The sequence below is a fragment of the Pseudovibrio sp. Ad26 genome (assembly GCF_001623285.1).
In the GTDB taxonomy this organism is placed as follows: Bacteria; Pseudomonadota; Alphaproteobacteria; order Rhizobiales; family Stappiaceae; genus Pseudovibrio; species Pseudovibrio ascidiaceicola.
Genome location: NZ_LMCE01000146.1, coordinates 329564 through 352162 on the forward strand (window position 1 = coordinate 329564; position 22599 = coordinate 352162).

Here is a 22599-nt window from a genome sequence, read left to right on the forward strand (position 1 = left end):
CTTCCATTGGGCACCAGCAGTTAATTCTGCAAACACCCACGACACTGCTGTTTTGCGTCCATCTTCTTGCCTTTAAGGCAAATTGGAAGGTAGCGTTGCCGATCTGTTAAAGGCGCTTGAGGGTAATTCCCAGAATTAAGGAAAACTCCTTGACCTCAGGCGCAATGCAGCGATGATGCGCAGGCTATGTTTAAGCTTGTACACATATCTGACCCACATCTGGGTCCATTGCCGGACGTTCAGCCAGTCCAGTTGGTCTCGAAGCGTATTCTTGGCTACATAAATTGGCGGCGCAACCGCGCCCATGCAATGACCAACTCTTATCTTGATGCGCTGATCCGCGATATCCACGCGCAACAGCCCGATCATATCGCGCTTTGCGGAGACTTGGTCAATATCGCACTGCCCAAAGAGGTTGCTGGAGCCAAAGACTGGCTCGCAACCGTTGGCTCTCCCGAGACTTTATCCCTGACACCAGGCAATCATGATGCCTATGTCCCTGGCGCTTTAAAGCAAGCCTATGGCGCTTGGCGCCCATATATGCAAAGCGATCCGGGCTTGGGGCTGACACCACCTCTGGGATCTGATCCGCACTTCCCGTTTGCACGCAGACGAGGCAACGTCACGATTATAGGCCTCTCCACTGCCAAAGCCACCGGCCCTTTCATGGCAACCGGCCACATCAGCAGCAATCAGCTGCGCGAGCTGGCAGACCAGTTGCGACGCGCAAAAGAGCGTGGAGACTTCCGTGTTGTCATGTTGCACCATCCGCCTGTGCGCAACGCCACAGCGTGGTACAAGCGCCTTGTAGGCTCCAGCCGCTTCCGTAATGTCATTGCAGAACATGGCGCAGAGTTGGTTCTCCATGGCCACACCCACCGGGCAACCCGCATGGAAATCAACGGACCAGAAGGTCCGGTGCCGGTGATTTGCGTTCCATCCGCATCAAATGGCCTGAGTGGCCATAAGCCACCCGCTCGCTACAACCTCTTCACCATTGAAAAAGATGGCGATGGCTGGTCATGCATTATGGAAGAACGCGGTTTTACGACGGCAGAAGAAGGCGTGCATCACATCGCACAGCACGACCTGTCCATACCCAGTTTAAGGCAGGCAGCGTAGAGCCTGCATGCTAGAAATGGGTCCTGCTTTCAGATCAAGATTACGCGTGAAAATAGAGAGGCATTCTGGTGCCTCTCTCAAAGAAGGCGCTTAACCCGCAAATGGGTTGGCATAAAGAGCCAGCGCAACAAGCCCTGCTGCCCCGATAACAGTTCCCAATAAAAGCCCGCAAATCAGAATAAAGAAGTCACGCGCCTTATTACGCTTGACTGTAACAGCTTTACGCGCATTCTCCTGCTTAAGCTGATCCAGCCCTTTACCAGTTGGAACATCCTGCTGACGAATACGGTTGAGCATCCAGTCTGCTTCCAGCGCACGCTCCTTCTCGATAATCCGTTCGGCAATATATTCGGTGATGCAGTCCGCCATATCATCAATATCAGCAGTCTCAAGCAAGACCATCCGTCCCAGACGGGTCTCCTTTACAAAGCGATAGGAGTGGCGGTCACGGCCCATCAACACATGACTGGTCATGTCGATCCATAGGCGAGGCTGGGTACCGGGAACAATCTGGAAGGCAAACTGGTCATCGTCTTCAGGGACTTCCTTGAACACATCAATCAGCTCTTCGCTGAGCAGTTCAAGGCGTGCTTTCTCGCTCTCCTGAAGGCTCACAACAACGTCTGTCCGTTCCATCTCCGCAACGCGCACTTTGCGAATACTATCTCTCAGCGACCGCACCTTCTCATGAGGCACAACGTTGTCATGTAGCTCTGACATGGCAGCTCCCGAATATCCGGTTGAACACACCCCGTCTCAACCGCCCCTCAACCTACGTACAACCAATCGATTTGCGTGCAGCCCTCACACATCGTCCACGATTAATCAAAGGTACATGGTAAAAGGAAACTAACACATCCTAGATAAAACTCTAATGAAACCTCATTAACTGTCCCGTTTTGGGCCACTTTTCCAACACCAACCCTGAGGGGTTTCTGCCGCACAACCCCAAGGTTAGGTGAGAAAACCAATGCAAGCATGTACGCGTCTACCAAGCGAACCGAAAGGTCCAGCCCATCAACCTGCTCTGCCCTATGGCAAAAAAGGAATGTGAGGAGCGCAGGATCGATCAAGAATCTCATTCAGACGCGGATCATCAGCAACCTCAATGGACCGCTTGAAGGGCTTAAAGCCACTGCGGAGGTAAAACTGCAGTGCCTGTGGGCTATCCCCTGTGCATGTGTGTAACCAGAAGCGCTTCACCTCAGGGCGTGAAAAAGCCTTGCTGATCGCATGGTTCATCAGCCAACGACCAGCCCCACCGCCAACAGCTTCTGGCACAAGCCCGAAATAGCTCAGTGTGACTTCGTCTTCCTTGGCGACATCCAGCTCAAGCATACCAACAGGCTTGCCGTCCTTCACAGCCCAGTAGAACTCATTTGTCCGCTTGCTCAGTGTCGCTTCCAGCTCTGTATCATTCATCACCAAACGACCAAACCAAAGCCATGGCTCGCCCACACGTTTAAAGAGGGCTCGATATTCCGCGCAGTCGATCTTTACAGCGCGTTCCAGCGTAAGGTCAGGCCGCTCAATCGGCTTGAGAGCGGGCTTCTCCAACATCTCCAGATGCGTCACCACAGTCGCGACTTTGCCGTCTGGTAAGTCTGTGTATCCATCAAGATCCAGTTGAATATGCGCCATCTCGCTCTCTCAAATTCGGAAGAAACAATTCACTCTGGGTAACTGGAAGCAAGAAAGGCCGCAAGTGTCCCAATCTCACGAAACACTTGAGATCCTATATGCTTGCCACTGTTTTCAGGCGCGCACGCGGGTGAACTTCGTTCTGGCTCATAACAAACGTATGCGCTCTAAACCGCTCAACAATGGACCGCACGAATGGACGTGATTGAGCTGAGCATAACAACACAGGGACTTCACCCTGATTAGCCGCCGCATCATAAGCATCACGAACCAAACCAACGAACTCCTGCAGCTTGGAAGGTGCCATAGCCAACTGACGATCATCTCCATCCCCAATGATGCTTTCAAGGAATGCAGACTCCCATACAGGGCTCAGACTGATCAAAGGCAGATAACCACCGGGCGCCTGATTGGCAGAGCAGATTTGGCGTGCCAGACGAGTACGAACATGCTCCGCAATGGCATTCGGGTTCCGCGTTGAACCAATCGCTTCCGCAATCCCTTCCAGAATTGTTCCCAGATCACGAATGGAAATGCGCTCTTCCAGCAGAGCCTGCAGCACACGCTGAATACCAGAGATAGAAATCTGGGTCGGAACAATATCTTCCACCAGCTTGGATTGCTCTTCATCCAACTTCTTCAACAGAACCTGAACATCTGCATATGTGAGCAGCTCGGAGATATGAGATTTGATGGTCTCCGTCAGGTGCGTAGAAATAACCGTTGCCGGGTCAACCACCGTATACCCAAGCAGATTGGCTTCTTCACGATACTGCGCTTCCACCCAGGTCGCAGGCAAACCAAATGTCGGCTCAGTGGTATGTGTCCCCGGCAGGCGAACCTGCCCACCAGCAGGATCCATCACCATAAACTGGTTCGGGAACAGGGACCCGCCACCTGCGTCCACTTCCTTCACCTTGATCATGTAGTCATTCGCGCCAAGTTGAATGTTATCAAGGATGCGCACAGACGGCATGATCACGCCCATATCAGAGGCAATCTGACGACGCAGCGCTTTTATCTGCTCGGTAACCTGATCCGTTTCCTGCTTATTGCGCCCATTAATGATTGGCAGCAGCGCATAGCCAAGCTCAATCCGCAACACATCCATTTTCAAGCTGTCGGAAATCGGCGCTTCCTGCGGTTCATCCGGCACTTCGGCTTCAACTTTTGCAGCCACTTCCACCGCTTTTTCGCGAGCATGCTTCTTACTTGCTTGGCGCGCCAGATAACCAGCAGCACCCGCCAATGCCAGGAACGGCAACATTGGCATACCCGGCAAAAAGGACAGCACGACCATCACAAAGGCAGACATGCCAAGCGCTTTTGGGTAACCGGTAAACTGCCGGACAAGGGCCTTATCGGCAGCACCCTCAACGCCCGCTTTAGAAACAAGAATACCCGCAGCGGTGGAAACGATCAGCGCGGGGATCTGAGAGACCAGACCATCACCAATCGTCAGCAGCGTATAGTTTTCGGCAGCTTGAGCGAACGTCAGGTTCTGCTGCATCACACCGATAACAATACCGCCAATCACGTTGATGAACGTGATCATCAGACCGGCAACCGCATCACCTCGCACAAACTTGGAGGCACCATCCATGGAGCCGAAGAAGGTGGATTCAGATTCCAGCTCTTTACGACGGGTCCGTGCAGTCTCCTCATCAATCAGACCGGCACCCAGATCCGCATCAATCGCCATCTGCTTACCGGGCATTGCATCCAGCGTAAAGCGGGCAGAAACCTCAGCAATACGCCCAGAACCCTTTGTAATAACGATAAAATTCACAATCACAAGGATTGCAAAGACGATAATCCCGATCACGAAATTACCGCCCATCACAAAGCTGCCGAACGCTGCAATCACATTGCCGGCTGCGTCGGCTCCTTCATGTCCATGCGCCAAAATCAGTCGCGTCGACGCCATATTCAACGACAGTCGCAACATGGTCGCAATCAACAACACAGTCGGAAATGCGGAAAATTCCAGCGGTTTTTGAATGAATAGCCCCACCATCAGGATCATCACTGAAAAGATGATCGAAATCGCGAGGAACATATCCAGCAGCATCGCAGGCATCGGAACAATGAGCATCACAAGGATGACCATCACACCTGCAGCAAGCCCAAGGTCGCCTTGCTTTATGGCGCCCCAAAGGTCTTGGAAAAAGGCTGAACTACCAGCTGTACCTAGTCCGGGCACGCGAGCAGCAGAAGGAGCGCTGTCGCTTCCTCCTTGAGCCGCTTTTGTATTTGTCTCTTCAGACATCGCCGCGCCCTATCCGTTCTTATGCGTCTGCAGTGCCAGCGCGTGCTTCGCCTGGCCCTGGAACCTCAACACCTTCTTTGGTGTAAAGATTCAACTTGTTGCGAAGCGTGCGGATCGAAATGCCAAGGATCTTTGCAGCATGCGTACGGTTCCCCAGACAATGATCCAGCGTATCCAAAATGAGATCACGCTCCACATCAGCAACAGTACGCCCGACCATATCGCGCGAGACAGCTTCAGCTGCATGGGCCGCGCGCGAAGCCGTTTGCTGTCCAGCCCCCATGGCAATTGGAGATCCATCCGGCATGCGAATAGCGTCTGCATCAATCTCGCTACCAGAGGAAAGAAGAACAGCGCGGTGCATGGTGTTTTCCAACTCGCGTACATTTCCTTTCCATTGGTTGGCCAACAGAAGCTGTCGGCCCTCCTGAGAAACCGGCAGTGCCTTGGTACCATTCGCCTTGGCATAAATTTCAATGAAGTGGCTTGCCAGCTCCAGAATGTCAGCAGGACGTTCCCGAAGCGCTGGCAGCTTCAGGTTCACCACGTTCAGACGGTACAGCAAATCCTCGCGGAAGCCGCCATTGCGCACTTCCTCAGCCAAATCACGGTTGGATGTCGCAATGATGCGAATATCAACGGGAACCGGACGACTACCGCCAACACGGTCAATCACCCGCTCCTGAATAGCGCGCAACAACTTGGCTTGCAGACGAACATCCATTTCGGAAATCTCGTCAAGCATCAAGGTGCCACCATTGGCTTCCTCAAACTTACCAACACGGCGCGCAACAGCTCCGGTAAAAGCACCCTTCTCGTGGCCGAAAAGCTCAGATTCAAGAAGATGCTCAGGGATTGCAGCACAGTTGATGGAGATAAACGCCTTATCAGCACGACTGGACTTAGCGTGCAGGAAGCGGGAAATCACTTCCTTACCAGACCCGGACTCACCCGTAATCAGAACCGATGCATCAGAAGGAGCCACCTGCTCCGCCAACTTGATCACGCTTGCCATGGCCGCGTCGCGGTAGATCAGATCTTCGCGCTCTTCTGTAACAGCAGCCAGTACAGCAGCAATCAGCTCCGGATCAGGAGGCAGCGGAATGTATTCCTTTGCTCCAGCCCGAATGGCAGACACAGCCGCGCGCGCATCCGTTCCCAACCCGCACGCAACGAGTGGCACATGGATACGCTCGCGTTCTGTCAGTTCTACCAGCTGACCGATATCTTCATTGACATCCACCATCAGAAGATCCGCACCCTGACCAGAGCGCAAGACTTTCATGGCCTCAGGAACGCCAGGTGCATGGGTAACAGAGGCCCCCCGCTCCATCGCGATCTTGGTTGCGGTCGTCAGCTGACCGCCAAGGGTCCCAACGATCAAGAGCCGCATGTCAGTTCCTTTCCATTACGCCCCATGACAATCACTTATCCGCCTTGATAATTTCAGTCATGGTGACACCAAGCTTATCTTCCACGAGCACAACTTCTCCGCGCGCGATTAGCCTGTTATTCACGTAAACGTCGATGGCCTCACCCACTTTCCGGTCGAGTTCCATAACCATCCCGGTATCCAAATGCAAAAGGTCGGAAACCTTCATCTTTGTATGCCCAAGCACAGCAGCCAGTTGGACAGGAACATCAAAAACAGCTTCCAAATCCTCAGCTGCCTTAATGCCGCCTGCACCTTCTTCATCCAGGCCACCAGCGCGCTGGGTACTCTGGTGTTGGTCCAGCACCATTCCCTGTTCATCACTGCTCATAATCAACCTTTCTGATCCCGCACCGGCCATAGCCAGCACGGTCATAGGCAAAAACTAAAATCACGCCGCTCGACTGGCCCGCTCACGGGCGTCGAAATGGGATTTTATGACTTGTTCAATATGCTCAACCGTCTTGCGACGATCACGAATAATTCCACCATCCGGCCATTCAATCCGGCAATCGCCACGCGACATGCTCTCGGACTTCACAACATGCACCTTGCCCTCAAAGCTGCTGTTCAGAACCAGACCATCAACCATGTCTTCCAGCGCATGCGTATCTTCTGTCGGCACCTCAATCAAAATCTGAGGGATCTTGCGCAAAGGAGCCAAACATTCAGCAAGCAATGCCACAACTTCAGCAAGCGGCTCACGCGCAATAAGGTGGCTGCAAAGACGACGCGCAATCAGAAAACACATAGAAACCAGGTTCTGCTCTTGAGCACGGATCTGGCTTTCAAGATCACCCAGAGCAACTTCAAGTCGCTCTCGCAACACCACCAGTTCTTCCTGCGCACTCAACTTCTGCTGCTCGGCAATGGCCTGCCGGGCCTGCATCTCACCACGAACAAACGCAGCCTCTTCAGCAGCTTTTAAAAGCTTCTTGTGCTCAGCAACTGTAATAGTAGGCTCCAGCGGAGGGGCGTCTTCGACTGTTGCAGCGGCCTCAGCTTCATCGATCGATTTAGTATCAAACAAAAAGCGTCGCCGCACAGCACCTTGAGGCATCACAGTAACCATCAGCGAGCCTCCAGTGATCGCGAAGAAAAGGAACGATTAGTAGACAAACTCTTCCTCTCCTTTCTTCTTGTTAATGCTGATTTCACCAGTGGCTGCCAAATCTTTCGCCTTCAGTACAAGTGAGCTTTGCGCCTCATCTACATCGTGCAATCGAACTGGTCCCATACCTTCCATGTCTTCCTGAAGCATCTTTGCTGCACGCGATGACATGTTGGCGGTAAAGAACACAACAGCAGTTTCAGAAGCTCCTTTGAGAGCCATGGCCAACTGATCCTTCTCAACATTGCGAAGCAAGGTCTGACAGGCAGCGGAATCTAGTTTCAACAAGTCCTCGAAGGTGAACATCAAATTGCGGATACGCTCTGCAGACTCGCGGCTATCTTCTTCCAATGCTGCCAAAAAGCGGCCTTCGGTCTGCCTGTCGAAATTATTGAATATGTCGGCCATCATCTCGTGGCTATCACGACGGCTGGTCTGAGACAGGTTCGACATAAACTCGACCCGCAATGTCTGCTCAACCTTCTCCAGAATATCCTTCTGGATAGACTCCATGCGCAACATGCGGTTCACCACATCCAGCGCCAGCTCTTCATTCAGCAGCGCAAGAACCCGAGCCGCATGGTCACTCTGAATTTTGGAAAGAACCACTGCAATGGTCTGCGGATACTCATTCTTCAGATAGTTTGCCAGAACGTTTTCAGGAACGTTGGAAAGCTTCTCCCACATGTTCCGACCTGCAGGACCTCGAATTTCCTCCATAATGATCGCAACACGATCAGTTGGCAGGAAAGAGTTCAGCAGGCGCTCTGTAACATCCACGTTTCCGTTCAACGCACCACGGGTGGAAAGTCGCTTCAGGAAGTCAACAAACAGCTCTTCAAGCATGGTCGGCGTAACAGGACCCAAGCTCGCCATTGCACTAGAAACCTGACGCACTTCAATTTCATCCAACCCAGCCCAAATGGCCTTCCCATACTCCTGCCCAAGCGCCAAGAGCAGAACGGCTGCGCGCTCTGCTCCTCCAAGCTCTCGTTCAGCTATTCCGGATGAGACTGATAAGGCTTGCGCTGTCGATTCCTGCGGCTGTATCTCCTCACTCATCCTACGCTGCCTCGTTCAACCAACCGCGAACGATATTGACCGCTTCGCTCGGGGAATCTTCAATCAACTCACTTATTTGCTGAATTGAGCTTTGATGGAGAGCTGCCTGCATTTTGGCATCTTCAATCCATTCTGCTGTTGGCATTTCAGAAGGAACCTCCTCCATTTCACCAACAACACCTCCAATTTGCGCAGGACCTTCAGCGACCAATGTGCCATCTGGCAACATCTGAACACCGCCTTCTGCCGCCGCCGCTCTCTCTTCTTCTTTAGCAAGAATACGCTTCATCAGCGGAGAGACTGCGAAGATCAACAGCAGAATGGTGATCACAAACAGAACACCCAGCTCAGCAAACTTCATGATGTCAGCGCGTGTAAAGTCGAACAGCCCACCTTCGCTATCACCAAAGTCCTGAAGAGGAGCTTCAACAAAACGCATGTTGACCACTTCAACATTGTCACCGCGATGTTTGTTAAAACCAACAGCAGTTCGAACCAGAGTAGCAATTTGCTCCAGCTCATCTTTACTGCGCGGTTGATAGGTCTGCGTGCCATCCTCACTGGTTGTATAGGTACCATCAACCAGAACCGCTACGGACAGCCGTTCCAGACCACCTGCTTCATAGATCTCCGTCACTGTACTCTTAGAGATCTCGTAGTTCAGGATTTCCTCGGAAACATTCGAGGCATCCTTGGACCCGGTTGCACTGCCAGCTGCGTCTGCATTCGGCAGCTGGTTGCCGACAGAAACCGTCTCCTCACCATTGGTGGAAGACGCATTCTCTTCTTTACTCTGAGAAGAACGCAACACCTGCCCATCAGGGTCATAAAGCTCCTGTGTCTCGGTTTTGCGGTTATAGTTGATTTCTGCAGCAACTCGGACACGAGCGCGACCGGTTCCAACGACGTTATTGAGGATCTCTTCAACCTGTTGCCGCAGGCGAGCCTCCATTGTCGAACGTCGTTCATCCAGCGAAGAACCGCCAGCAAGCCCTTCTTTATCGCCGGTTCCGCTGGCGAGCAAAGTGCCGCGCTCATCAACGATAGAGACGTAGGACGGTTCCAGTCCTTCAACTGCTGTTGCAACAAGATGCTGAATGGCACGGATCTGCCCACCAGACAAAGAACCCTGCACCTTAATTGCAATCGAAGCTGTTGGCGGTTCCCGATCACGCTGGAACAACTGCTTTTCAGGGATCACCAGATGAACACGCGCAGAAGAAATCCGGCCAATGCTGCGAATGGTTCTGGAAAGTTCCCCTTCAAGAGCTCTGAGGCGGTTCAGGTTCTGCACAAAACTGGTTGCACCAAGCGTATCTGTCTTGTCGAAGATTTCATAACCAACACCACCGCCAGATGGCAGGCCAGCTTCCGCCATTGTCATGCGCAGGCGATGAACGTTCTCCTGAGGGACAAGAACACTACGTCCGTTGACACCCAACTCATATGAAACACCTTGAGATTCAACCTGGCTAACAATCGCTGCAGCATCTTCAAGAGTAAGGTCCGTGAAGAGCGGCACCATCTGCGGTGCTGTCGCACGAACAATGATGAAACCGAACAGGCCGATCAACGTAACAGCCATCGCCCCCATCGCTGCCAGTCGCGCGGGCCCAAGTCCTTTCAAGAAGTCAAGGATTCCACTCACAGTTGCCGCCCCGTACGTTCAAATCACTCATTCAAAATGTACCAGCAATACTCTCAACACCTTGGAAATCGGCGTGAATTGCCCCTGATTTGCTGGTAGGTAAAAATTGCCCGCCTTAGAGTTAACAAAAGGTTAATAAAACCCTAATAATCGGTAAACGGGAAATCTACCCACAAAGAAGCATTGTGGAATATCGCAGGAAAGGCCTTTGACTAGGCTTTTGAAGAGTCGAATGAATCTTGTGCGGCCTGTTCGGCAGATTTTGCCGAAGCAGTTAAGACATCATGGTTAATCTGTAAAATTGTACAAAATGTGGCTTCCACATACAAAAAGGCCGGCTGAGACAGCCGGCCTTTTCAGAACCTCAAACCTGTTTGGGTATTACACCCTTTTTGCCTGAAGCTTACTAGTTGCTGCGATAGTCCTGAACGCGTGTAGCGCGCAAGCCGGCTAAACCGTGTCGGTCAATCGAGTTCTGCCAAGACAGAAACTCTTCAACCGTCAAAGTATACCGGTTACATGCTTCATCCAGAGACAACAAGCCTCCACGCACAGCCGCAACCACTTCAGCTTTTCTCCTGATAACCCATCTCTTTGTAGAGGTAGGAGGAAGATCCGCTATCGTCAGAGGGCTCCCATCGGGGCCGATGACGTATTTTACTCGTGAACGTATATGTTCGGTCATTCTACTCTCACACAAACCATGACCAAGCTGAGGATGAGAATAGAACAAGGCGCTTAAAATTTGGCTAAGCCCCCATCAATGTTTTGGTAAGATTCATAACCGGGGATCTTAGTGGATATTAACTACTACAGAATTCCATTGACTCCAGTGACCTCACCCACGGGAATTTTGAGATCGCCCATATGCAGAATAATGTCACCAGTACTGAAGTCGACAGCGTCCACTTTCCCTTTCACTTCAGTCTGAACTGCGAAAGGCTCACCGTTGGCATCCTTGGTAATAATATCAATGGAATAGGCGCCATCGCCAGCTTTTGTGCCGTTTGTCGCCACACCATCCCATTCAAAGGTGTTGTCACCTTCCTTTAGATCAATCTCTTCCTGATAGACCTCAGCACCTTCACTATTTTTAACAGTAATGGTTGCCTTACCTTCGGAAACTGCATCAAGGTTCCAAGATGCTTTGTCATCCTTGAGCTGCGCTGACGCACTCTGAGCAGTCACTTCCTTACCGATATAGTTTACAAACTGACTCGCACTTTGCGTTTTCAGCTGAGTGAGCTGCTCCTCTAATTTCTCTGTAGTTGCAACCTGTTGCTCAACCATCGTGTATTGAACCAACTGATTCGTGTATTCAGCCGAATCGAGAGGTTCCAACGGATCCTGGTTTTGCACCTGTGTGGTCAGCAATGAGATAAACAGATCGAAGTTTGCATTGATGCTGTTCTGGGTGCTTGCGCCAGAGGTGTCTGCATTCGGTGTCAGAGCGTTAATTGTAGTCATTGTCTATATCCTCGTGCGCGGCATCAAACCGAGATATCCAGTCCACCAGCGCGGGCAGCACTATTTAAGTTGTTATGTGCGAGATAATTTTCGTCTGGCAACTCAGTGCCTTCTGACGCTCGATCCGGCTGCCCGACATTGGCCTGTCGGTTCTCTTGCTGATCTGAAGTCTGCGAGCCACGCCCTCCAAGTGAGAACTGAAGAGAGCTCTTATCGCTTTCGATCCCAGCTTCCTGAAGAGCCTTTTCTAACCCACGTTGATCTCGCTGCAAAAGTTCAAGAGTTTCAGGTCTCTCAACAATCAAATGCGCCCGTACGCGGCCATCCTTACTAAATTCAAGAGAAACATCGACTCCACCCAATTCTTTGGGATCAAGCCGGATTTCAAAACGATCAACGCCGCCACTTGCCTGCCGGGCAATCTCAGGCCACACAGCATTCGCAACATTCCTCAGCGTAGAGGTTGGCAGAGAGCCCATTGAACGGAATGCAGTGTCAGAACGTGTAGCAGTACTGGAGATTGCTTCAGAACTTTCCCAATCAAGCTCAGCTTCAGATCCATCCAACGGACCAGCAGCAAGCCCCCAACCGATTGCCGTTGTTGAAGCAACCTGCTCATTTGCCTGTGGTACCTTCACCTGAATACTGACAGCAGGCGCAGTATTTTTCTTTTCAGCAGATGCTGTCTGATCTGCAGGCTTGGTCAGAGCACTAGTAAGGTCATCGGTCTCTGGAGCATCACCGACCGCGGCGACGGCTTCAGAGCTAGATGTCGCTTGCACAACTCCACCAGCGGCTTTGTCTTTCCCAACCATCGGTGCCGCAGCTGTGGTCACAGCAGCAGTCCGGCTCACCTGTTCCGCAGAACGAACGCCTGCTTCATTATCTTGAGCAGAGGCAACTTCAACAACCTTCTGCACCTGCGAAACTTGGCTATTCTTTTCTGAAGAAGCATCAGGCTTAGAAGTCACATTCGGGAAAATGATGTCACCATCACCGTCAACAGATGCAGGTTGCGCTGTTCGTTGCTGGTTTCCTACAAAGCTTGAAGCTGCACGATCAGTTTGTCGAACAAGCACCGGCTTTTCTAAGGAAGCGTCAGCCTCACCCTCAACGGCAGCAACAAGAACATCCCCGCGAGTAGACTGAACAACTCCCTTACCCTCAGCAGATTGTGCCTGCACGGGCTCGGATTGAACCTTGAGGCTCTTCACCTCTGACGCTGTTGCCAGTTCACTAACCTGACGACTAGCGACAGATTGAGATGACCGGACATCTGCCTCAACCGCAACACGAGCCGCTGCAGTGGTCTTTTCGACAGGAGCACTGACTGAGTTAACGGTTGTTTCAACGCTTCCGCTCTCTGAAGTCGTGACAGCACGATTACCAGCTATATTTGCAACTTGCTCTGCCTTAACCGCATTGTTCGCTGGCTGAACTTGCGGTGAAGCAGCAGAATTCTGGGACTGCTCAGATACCACTGAAGAACGTGCAATCAGCTCGGGAGAAACCTTAGCCACTTGATCTGAAACCGGGAGCTCCAGCGCATTTAACTGAGGCTCAGATGAACCAGCTTGCTTAACAACAGCACCCTGCTGCTCGGACGTCACGCGCTGCTGCGTATCTGAAGCATTACGAGCGTTGCCTTTAGATTCCTGTACGGTTCCAGCGACGTCTGTCTCTTGAGCAACAGCACCCGTCTGAGCTGTTACAGGTCCATCATCCGCCGGCGGCAAGATCTGCCCACCACGCTCGGCTTGCTGTAAAGCACCAAGATTTGCAACAGCACTCTCTACTGTTTTGGAAGAGATGGCCTCGCCCTCACCCGCAACAGGAGCAGCGCTTTGAACATTAGCGACCGCCTGAGCAACTTTCGCTTCGCCTGCTTTCTCCGCTAAGGCTGGCTGACTGCCTGCCTCCTGGACATTTTGTGGCAAAGCAACAAAAGGCGCTTTCGCTTTCCCTTCGCCGCCATTGAGAAGAAGCGCTTCATCATTAGTTGTCGCAACTGCAACCAATCCCGGAACCACACCTGACACTGGTACTGGCACCTGGGAAACAGTGGAAAGCGGCAGTTCACCAGCCAAACCAGCAACCGCACTCTCTCCATTTTCATCCTTGATGAGACTTGGGCTCAAAACCGAGAGATCGCCGCCAGTCGTTAAAGCTCCAGAATAGAGATCCACCGCAGTCGCTGCTGCCCCATCTCCCTCAGAAGCTTTGGCGAGCAGACCGGAGAAAGTATCGGCATTTTGACCGAGCACACTCTCACCAAGCAGCGCATTACCACCTTGCCCTACAACGGGGCCTAAAGGCGTTTGCGGCTGAACAGGACCGGTTAAACTCAGCAAAGCAGATTGCGACATATATTCCTCAAACTACGCAGCACACACCATCAGCAACGATGGTCAAGACATCTTGCGCGCAGATATGCAAATAGCGGGCCAGTCATAAAATCAAAAATATTCAAGCATTTTCAACTAGATAAACTCAAATCAACATTTCAAAGAACAGGCAACAAGATCACTTATTGCCCTCGCCTCGGCAACAAATGCCCAGCAAGTAAAAACATCAATCAAAAAGATTGGCCTTCCGTCGAGTTTTAGGTATATTCCCGCCAACTAGCACGCTCGAAGCGTACGCATGCGAAGCGTTTAAAAAGAGAGCCCGCGTTTAGCCATCGCCAGAGCGCAGCAAGCACTAAGCAAGCAAAAGAAACTAATCTGCGCTTCAGACTTCAATGTCTCCCAAGATTGAAATCTGCTCGTGATGTTATAGATACGGCTCTCACTTAAACGCGCCTACAGGATGAGGTAATTGGAATGCTAAACAGTCTTGGCCTGCCCGGCCGCCCAGAAGACACACGGGTGGTTGTTGCCATGTCAGGCGGCGTTGATTCATCGGTTGTTGCCGGAATGATGAAACGCGAAGGCTATGATGTGGTCGGCGTCACTCTACAGCTCTACGATCATGGCGAAGCAATCCAACGCAAGGGCGCTTGCTGTGCAGGGCAAGACATCCACGATGCCCGCCGTGTCGCAGAAAAACTCGACATTCCGCATTACGTTCTGGATTATGAATCCCGCTTTAAAGAGCAGGTCATCGAGCGCTTCGCGGACAGCTATATCAATGGCGAAACACCTATTCCATGCGTAACATGTAACCAGACCGTCAAATTCAAAGACCTACTGGAAACGGCAAAGGATTTGGGCGCTGATGTTCTGGTCACAGGCCACTATGTCCGCACAGGCATGGAAGGCAACCAGCTTGCCATGTTCCGTCCTGTCGATCTGGACCGTGACCAAAGCTACTTCCTATTCGCAACAACGCAGGAACAGCTAGATTTCCTACGCTTCCCATTAGGTGGCATGACCAAACCAGAAGTCCGCGAACTTGCACATGAGTTTGGACTGGCAATTGCTGACAAGCATGACAGTCAGGACATCTGCTTTGTGCCAGAAGGCCGCTACACAGACGTTATTGCCAAGCTTCGCCCACACGCGGCAGAACCGGGTGATATCGTGCATGTAGATGGCCGCGTTCTTGGCCGACACAACGGCATCATCCATTACACCATCGGTCAGCGCCGCGGTATTGGTGTTGCAACAGGCGATCCTCTCTATGTTGTGCATTTGGATGCAGATGGGCGACGCGTGATTGTCGGTCCGCAAGAAGCATTAGCAACCCACAACCTGCTGCTGCGCGAAGTAAACTGGATTGGCCCAGGTACGCTGGATGATCTGCCGGAAGACGGCATCACAGTTTATGCAAAGGTGCGTTCTACCCGCCCACCAACAGAAGCCATTCTGCGCAAGAGTGGCGAAAACATTTTTGTCGAGCTAGTAGCAGGCGAATTCGGCGTGGCCCCAGGACAGGCTTGCGTTTTCTTCGACAAAGACGGCCAGGAAGCGCGTGTTCTCGGCGGCGGTTGGATTCAGCGTGCCGAAAAGCAGGAAGGCGCAGAAACAGCCCTCAAAGCACTACTCGGAAAAGGCTGGGAAGCGGCAGGCTTTCCTGCAAGCTAAAGCATTGCCAAACTGACCGAATTATTCAAAACGCCCCGCCTGACCTGACCGTCACCGGGGCGTTTTATTTTGATCTCTCCAGCTTGTGCCTTGCTCAACTCCAACACGACATCACTCCACAGATCCCAGAAAAGCCACTCCGGAATTTCCAACTTAGCAAAAAATGAGATTTTCTTGTTCCTGACAACTGCAACTGGCAGTTATTGCTCTACGAAATTGGCATTAACCCTAGGTTTTCATGGAGTTTTTCACAAGAGATCATATTTCCACAAAACTTACCTAAGAACGCTTGACGCCACACCTCTGTGGCCTTATACACCCCTTCACAGCGCGGCGGTCAACACCGCAACATAGCGCACCGGATGGCGGGGTAGCTCAGTTGGTTAGAGCAGCGGAATCATAATCCGCGTGTCGGGGGTTCAAGTCCCTCCCTCGCTACCATCTCTCTTCAAACGAAGATCGAGACGACAAGGCACCGCAAGGTGTCTTTTTTGTTCTCGACTAGACGACTTTCTAGCTGGATACGATTGCTTTTAGTTGCAACGGCTCTTTAAGGAGTTTCTTAAAAGCAAGATTAATGTCTCTAATCCCCATACACGGGGGTGTTTAAATCTCATCAAACAAAAAAGGTGCGCCAGACACGCACCCTCAGAGATTTAGCAATAGAACTAGAGTTTCTCCAACTCCCGGAACCTGTTCCACTTAATCTGATTTTGGTTTGCTTTACACCAGTAGCTGTTAGGTTGATAGAACGTGATAAAACCACTCCTGATCACAACCCGCACATACTGACGCCCACTATAACCACCAACAGAATTCTTCGCGTTCAGCCGACCACAATACCCGCTATGTCCATTCGGAAAATTCATATGGTTAGAGAGCTCTGCATCTCTGATACTGTAAGGGTCGTAGAAATTCTCTTTTACTGCTTCAACAAGAAGCTTTTTATGCGCGACAGTTGGCTTTTTATTTGATTGGACTTGCTGAACCGTCACCGTTTGGCAACCAGCAACAAGCAGGGCCAAACCTAAAACAAACGAATGTGTATACTTCATTCCATAACCAAAATTAGAACTGACAAAACAGCACCATCTAGAGTTGCATAAATAGAACATGTCAATTCAAATTGTAGCAGTTCTGTAATTGCAGCCTTTTTTCCAGTTAACTTGCACTGCTGATAACTTGTTGCTTCTCGCTTACAACCAGTTCACTAAACCTCAAGCCAACCCTGAATGCTATTTCTTCGGAGAATGCTTCTTACCCATTTTTTCCAGCAGTTCAGCATACTTTTCGCAAGGATCAGTCGTCTCTACTCTGCCGGTGAACCAGACGTAATCAAACCGGTTTACATCAGCGAGGCTGTAGTCGCTCAGTTGATCTTTGCCAGCGCCCACCTCCACAGCCGCAAGATTCAGTGTGCTATCTTTGCTATCAAGCCACCATGGAACACCGCGGTCCTTACGGGTATGGCCATTCCCTGCAATCAGAATGGAACCACGCTCAGAGTTCTTTGCTGTCCGCATGAACGATGCCATCGAAGCATCTTTGATGCGTTGCATCCCAACCATTGGTCCTAGGCTCTCGCGAGGAACAACGCCGCAATGCGAGCGCTCAAGCTCATCCAGCAGACTGTTGTTCTGCTCTTCACTATATTGCTGGTTCCATCTGAGGCTCTTGGCGTTTTCTTCAGAAGGTTGCTTCCCTTGACCGACCTTAAGAAGCAGCTCCCGTTCAGGTGCCCCTGGCACAACACGCATGCTAAACTCTGCCGCTTCATTGAAGATCGGCTCATACATATGCCATGCTGGCCAACCGCGCTGTTCCCATTCCAGCTTTTCGGCTAATCCTGCAACATCTTCAGGCTTAAGCTCTTTCAACCACTTAAGATACTTTGGCTCAATCATCTCCATAACAATAAATGGGTTACGGCCAGCACCACCCATTTGCTTGACAGCTTCAGCTTGAATTTCATGATGCCGCGGATTGTCGTGTTTTTCGCCAACCAAAATATGATCTTTGTCAGCAGCACGCTTCCACAGTTCAGCCTGAGAGATTTGCTTGCCTGTTTTCAAATCCCAGACCGTATCCACGAGTGGATGATCTGTCATCAAAAGCTCAACCGGAACCTTCTCAGCCAGTTTACTTTCATTGCCTCCGCTCTGCCCAGAAGCAGCTTCACTGGCAAGAGTAAGTGCACCGTAGGTGATCGCAAACACAAACGCATTCATTGCTTTTTTCAGCATATTCTTTTCCCAGAAAGGAGGAGTGCGGCAACTTCTGCAGCCAAACTGATCAAATATCTTTATCACCTAATAGCACAACATTATTATGATTATTGCACTCAAGTTTCTTAGTTCTAGTGATGCCATGCAAAAAAGCAAGCAAACAGCTTACACCGTTTGCTTGCACTAGTATTCTTAACTGAGATCAACCTCAGGCTTCCTGCATTCACTCACCTACAACCGAAACTTCAGGTGTTTTCAGAGCTTCTGGCCTTGGAGAGAACAGCCTCATCAACCCCGCTTTCAATCTCCCGACATCAGCCAGGATCATCATGAACGTTGGGATCAGGAACAAGGTGATCAAGGTTGCGAATAGAATCCCAAAGCCCAAGGACACCGCTGCAGGAATGAGGAACTGAGCCTGTTCAGCAGTTTCGAAGATCATTGGTGCCAGCCCGGCAAACGTGGTCGTCGAGGTTAGGATCACGGCACGCATGCGCTGAGTTCCTGCTGCAACAAGAGCCTGACGCATTGGCATACCGACAGCCCTGTTGTCATTAAAGGCAGAAACCAGAAGCAGACTGTCGTTCACCACAATACCGCTGAGAGCAAGTATCCCGTTGATGCTGAGGATGGAAACAGGGATACCAACAATCCAGTGCCCGATAATCGCTCCCGTAATACCAAACGGAATAGCGATCATGACCACAATCGGCTGGGTATAAGACTTGAGCGGCACCGCAAGCAGAACATAGATCGCGATGATCGTAATTCCAAAGGCGGTCATCAAACCACCAATTGCTTCCCGTTGTTGTTCAACCTCTCCCCCAAAATCAACGGCAACACCGGGATACATTGCCTGTAGTTCTGGCAAGATTTTCTGATTGAAATAGGTAACCAATGCATCAGCAGCTATCTCGTCTTTATTGATCTGCGCATCTAGCGTCGCCACCCGTTTGCGTGAACTGCGATAGATCTCATCTACAGTCAGGTCAGAATGCAAGTTTGCAACGGAGGACAGCAAGATAGGATCACCAGCCGGAGTGCGAACATAGAGCGTTTGCAAGGCTGCAGCAGAGCTTCGCTGCGCCTCTGGGTAACGCACCCTCACCTTAACTTCTTGCTGGTTCCGCTGGAACTCCTGTATCTCTGCGCCGCCGATAGCTTGAAACACCTGCTCAGAAATGGCAGAGGTCGTCAGGCCAACGGAGCGTCCGTAATCAGTGAGCTCAATATTCAATCGCCCACGCACAGCCCTGAAATCATTGGTAACCGACAAAACACCGTTCTGGGTTGAGAACCTATCCTCAACGTACTGGCTAGCCGCAATCAACTGATCAACATCATCCAGCAGTAGCTCTACTCTGAAATCAGCAAAATCAAAGTCATCAGCCGCAAACTTAATCGTTTGCGCCCCTTCAACAGGCCCAACCAGCTTACGCCACCGCTCTGCAATCTCATTTGCGGTAATGTCACGCTCGCTTGGCGGTGTAGCAATTGCCAGCACAGTCACGTTTCCATCGTCACTGGCCTGCATCTCAATGCCAGTGATCGGAGAAACACCAGACGTTACTTCAGCATCCAGCTGCGCTTTCAATTCATGAGCCGCCGCTTCAATCCGGTTCGCTTCAGCAAACAGTCGCCCATAACCAAGGTCAGGCTCGCCTTTATAGGTCGCAGTCACGATTTGACGTGGGATCTCTGGGAAGAACACAACACGCACAATCCCAGAGGGCACCATGTAGACCACCGCCACAAAGAGCACCACAAAGCACAAGGCAGACAGATAACGCATTCGGAGGCTGAGCTTCACCAAGGGGCGATAAACACTTTGCTTAAACCGCTCCAAGCCGCCGCTGACAGCGTTCTGAATAACCTTCCAACCACGAGAAAGCGGATTAGCAGGCTTTGCATTATGCTTCAGATGAGCCAGATGCGCAGGCAGAATGAACTTGGATTCAATGATCGAAAACACAAGGCAGAAGACCACCACCCAAGAGAACACCGAGAACACTTCCGCCAGCCGTCCAGTCACCAGCGTGATTGGGTAGAAAGCAGCAATTGTTGTCAGCACGCCAAAGATTGCAGGTGTCGCGACCAGTTTGACGCCCTTGATGACGTTATCAATCCCATCGCCTTCTTTCTCAGTCACACTATGCGCGCTCTCAGCAACCACAATCGCATCATCAACCACGATACCAAGCGCAATGATGAACCCAAACGTGGTCATCTCATTGAGTGTCATCCCCCAAAAGGAATCTCCCATCAAAGTGAGTGCGCCAGCGAAAGCGATTGGTAGTCCCATCGCAACCCAAAAAGCCGTACGTAAGTTGAGAAATAGCGCTAGAGTGACAAGTACAAGCCCCATCCCCATCAGGCCGTTTTTCATCATCAGCGAAAGACGGTCTGAGATGTTCTCGCTCTCGTCCTCCCAAAAATCAAACTTGATGTTCGTGGGCAAGCTGTCTTCGGCTTCAACCTCATTGATAATTTCACGTGCTCGCACTGCAGCAGGAATAAGATTGGCTTTCCCGATCAGCTGCACGCTCAGCTTTCTGGCAGGTAGTCCTTGATAGCGGTAGATTGAGCGATCATCCGTGTAAGCATCCGTAATCTTTGCAACATCCTGCAATCGCACAACGGTGCCATCAGAAAGAGTCACAACCGGAATGCTTTCAAAGTCTTGCAGAAAATAACCCTGCCTGTCAGCTTTGATTAGGATCCTACCGTTTTCACTCTTCAAACTGCCTTGCTGAGAAATGAGCGAGAAGTTGCCAACCTGTCGAACCAGTTCATCGAAGCTGAGCTTGTACCGTTGCAATGCTTCTTCTTGCACTTCAATCGATATCTCCTGTATCCGCTCGCCACTGATGGTGACAGAAGGGATCAGTGCATCTTCAAGTAAGCGATCTTTGATACGTCGTGCAACAGTATCCAGAACGTCTGGATCCGCATCACCATAGAGCTCAATTTGAATGGCGTCTTCAATCTCCTCCGCGCGCACCACAACTGGCTTTTCAGCAGTGGAAGGAAGAGAAACAGCATCCACCTTGGTTTTGATGTCCGAAAGAAGCTTATCCAGATCAGTGCCGGAAGACTTTTCAATTACAATCGAAGAGTTGCTCGCCGTGGAGGTACTGGTGACCTTTTTAATACCTTCGGTCCCCGTCAATGCACGCTCAATCTTCTCCGTCACACCACGTTCGGTTTCCTGCGCAGCACCTGACTTGTATTCAACGCTGATGGTGACTTGATTGGCTTCAAATCCCGGGAAACCCTCAGTGCGAATGTTCATTGCCGTGTAAACACCAGCAACAAAAATGCAGATCATAAGCAGGTTCGCCGCAACCGGGTTGTGCGCAAACCAGGCGATCCACCCTTTATGGTTACTCTGTTGCATGGCTTACTCCGCAGCCTGAGTGGTTACAATCTGCTGTGGCAGATAACGACTGATCGGGTTCACCACGATCTCCCAGGGCCCGCGAGACGGAAACGCACTCACATCCAGAGCCACCTCGTCAACACGAGTAAACAAAGGCGTCACAAGATGCCGCTCCAGCTGGCTGTCATCAGAAACTGTCCAGACATACCCTTGAGAGGTTATGGCGGATGCTGGAACCATGACTATGTCTGGAATCTCTCGTCCGATGAGCATCACACGCACGAATGTACCCGGGCGCATGACAGTGCCCTGTGCATTGCGAGGTTCAATCTGCAATCGCAAGGATTGCTGACGTGTTTGAGCATTCGCAGTTGCCCCAATTGAAGTGATCTTGGCGGGCCATTCCACACCAGCCTCATTCAACACGCGTGCCGATATCTCATTGACACTGAGAGAATTACCCTTCTCGGTCAGCAGCAATTGCCATTGAACAGGCGTCAGAGCCACCTCAACATCCAATGTGTCGGTCGAATAAATCTCGGCAATTTGCGTACCTGCAGTAACGTAGCTGGAAGGCGCAATGCTCCGCGAGATCACGACAGCATCAAACGGAGCTACAATGCGGGTGTTTGCAAGGTTACGCTGTGCTTCTACCAGATTGGCAGCAGCAGCTTTGAGCTTCAATTGCTCCTGCTTCAAAAACGGTTTTCGCAAAACCAGCGGAGAAGCTTCTCTTCCTTTGATGTTCGCCCGTTCCCAATCCAGTTCCGCTTGCTTGCCGCGCTGCTCTTCCTGCAGCAAGGAGAGCTCTGAACTAGCAACATTTTCCTCAGCAGTCGCCAGTGCTGCCCGATAGCTGCTATCTTCAATCTCAGCCAGAACATCACCTTTTTTGAGCATCAAACCCGGTTCGAGTTGCGAGGATAGACCCACAACCCGGCCCGTCACCTCACTCGTCAATTGCTGCTGATAGTGCGCACTCACAGCACCAAAGACTGTAAACTCAACAGCCTCGGGGCTGGCCTCTCGTGTGACCACTGAAACCAAAGGCCGTGGCAAAGTAGGTGTTGTGGCTTCCTGTGCCATAATAGGCTGTGAAGCTGCCAACCCAACCAGAAGAGCCAGCATCGAAAGGCAAACAGCCTGAAGTGCTTTCGAAGGATATGCTCCGAAAGCCAAAAATGGTCGAAGGGTACTACGCATATTGGGAACTGCTTG

17 protein-coding genes and 1 tRNA gene are annotated in these 22599 nt (G+C 51.2%); 3 read left to right on the forward strand and 15 right to left on the reverse strand.

Annotated features, from left to right (window positions below; all coding sequences use genetic code 11):
* The first annotated feature begins 186 nt into the window (after positions 1-186).
* Positions 187-1122, forward strand: a complete 936-nt coding sequence (locus PsAD26_RS25335) for a metallophosphoesterase (protein WP_084403831.1) — start codon at positions 187-189, stop codon at positions 1120-1122.
* Between the two features lie 90 nt (positions 1123-1212).
* Here PsAD26_RS25335 and PsAD26_RS25340 read toward each other — a convergent pair whose 3' ends face one another.
* The 11 genes from PsAD26_RS25340 to PsAD26_RS25390 form a co-directional block, all read right to left on the reverse strand.
* Positions 1213-1842: a hypothetical protein gene (locus tag PsAD26_RS25340; protein WP_063312604.1), complete on the reverse strand. Its 630-nt coding sequence runs from the start codon at positions 1840-1842 to the stop codon at positions 1213-1215.
* A 312-nt stretch (positions 1843-2154) separates the two neighbouring features.
* Entirely contained in the window at positions 2155-2763 is a 609-nt protein-coding gene (locus PsAD26_RS25345; protein ID WP_063312605.1) for a GNAT family N-acetyltransferase, read from the reverse strand.
* 94 nt (positions 2764-2857) lie between these two features.
* Positions 2858-5032 carry a flagellar biosynthesis protein FlhA gene (gene flhA / locus PsAD26_RS25350; protein ID WP_063312606.1) on the reverse strand — a complete coding sequence of 725 codons (2175 nt, stop codon included), beginning with the start codon at positions 5030-5032 and terminating at the stop codon, positions 2858-2860.
* A gap of 19 nt (positions 5033-5051) precedes the next feature.
* Entirely contained in the window at positions 5052-6425 is a 1374-nt protein-coding gene (locus PsAD26_RS25355) for a sigma-54 dependent transcriptional regulator (protein ID WP_063312607.1), read from the reverse strand.
* Positions 6426-6456: 31 nt separating this feature from the next.
* Positions 6457-6774: a flagellar motor switch protein FliN gene (fliN, locus tag PsAD26_RS25360; RefSeq protein ID WP_063298377.1), complete on the reverse strand. Its 318-nt coding sequence runs from the start codon at positions 6772-6774 to the stop codon at positions 6457-6459.
* Between the two features lie 81 nt (positions 6775-6855).
* A complete protein-coding gene (locus PsAD26_RS25365) occupies positions 6856-7536 on the reverse strand; it encodes a FliH/SctL family protein (RefSeq protein WP_063312608.1) in 681 nt (226 codons plus the stop codon).
* A 36-nt stretch (positions 7537-7572) separates the two neighbouring features.
* A complete protein-coding gene (locus tag PsAD26_RS25370) occupies positions 7573-8637 on the reverse strand; it encodes a flagellar motor switch protein FliG (RefSeq protein WP_057463631.1) in 1065 nt (354 codons plus the stop codon).
* Position 8638: 1 nt separating this feature from the next.
* On the reverse strand, positions 8639-10285 hold the full coding sequence (fliF, locus tag PsAD26_RS25375; protein ID WP_082596906.1) for a flagellar basal-body MS-ring/collar protein FliF: 1647 nt from the start codon (positions 10283-10285) through the stop codon (positions 8639-8641).
* A gap of 406 nt (positions 10286-10691) precedes the next feature.
* A complete protein-coding gene (locus PsAD26_RS25380; RefSeq protein WP_054784903.1) occupies positions 10692-10970 on the reverse strand; it encodes a DUF1153 domain-containing protein in 279 nt (92 codons plus the stop codon).
* Between the two features lie 125 nt (positions 10971-11095).
* Entirely contained in the window at positions 11096-11752 is a 657-nt protein-coding gene (locus PsAD26_RS25385) for a flagellar hook capping FlgD N-terminal domain-containing protein (protein WP_063312609.1), read from the reverse strand.
* Positions 11753-11775: 23 nt separating this feature from the next.
* Entirely contained in the window at positions 11776-14118 is a 2343-nt protein-coding gene (locus tag PsAD26_RS25390) for a flagellar hook-length control protein FliK (protein ID WP_063312610.1), read from the reverse strand.
* A gap of 456 nt (positions 14119-14574) precedes the next feature.
* Here PsAD26_RS25390 and mnmA point away from each other — a divergent pair, with 456 nt between their 5' ends.
* On the forward strand, positions 14575-15777 hold the full coding sequence (gene mnmA / locus PsAD26_RS25395) for a tRNA 2-thiouridine(34) synthase MnmA (protein ID WP_063312611.1): 1203 nt from the start codon (positions 14575-14577) through the stop codon (positions 15775-15777).
* 364 nt (positions 15778-16141) lie between these two features.
* Positions 16142-16218, forward strand: a tRNA-Met gene (locus tag PsAD26_RS25400).
* A 227-nt stretch (positions 16219-16445) separates the two neighbouring features.
* Here PsAD26_RS25400 and PsAD26_RS25405 read toward each other — a convergent pair.
* From PsAD26_RS25405 to PsAD26_RS25420, 4 genes are all read right to left on the reverse strand, one after another.
* Positions 16446-16832, reverse strand: a complete 387-nt coding sequence (locus PsAD26_RS25405; protein ID WP_063312612.1) for a hypothetical protein — start codon at positions 16830-16832, stop codon at positions 16446-16448.
* A gap of 180 nt (positions 16833-17012) precedes the next feature.
* Complete coding sequence (locus PsAD26_RS25410; protein WP_063312613.1) at positions 17013-18020, reverse strand: ChaN family lipoprotein; 1008 nt, start codon at positions 18018-18020, stop codon at positions 17013-17015.
* A gap of 205 nt (positions 18021-18225) precedes the next feature.
* Entirely contained in the window at positions 18226-21399 is a 3174-nt protein-coding gene (locus tag PsAD26_RS25415; protein ID WP_063312614.1) for an efflux RND transporter permease subunit, read from the reverse strand.
* Positions 21400-21402: 3 nt separating this feature from the next.
* Complete coding sequence (locus PsAD26_RS25420) at positions 21403-22584, reverse strand: efflux RND transporter periplasmic adaptor subunit (protein WP_063312615.1); 1182 nt, start codon at positions 22582-22584, stop codon at positions 21403-21405.
* Positions 22585-22599: the final 15 nt, after the last annotated feature.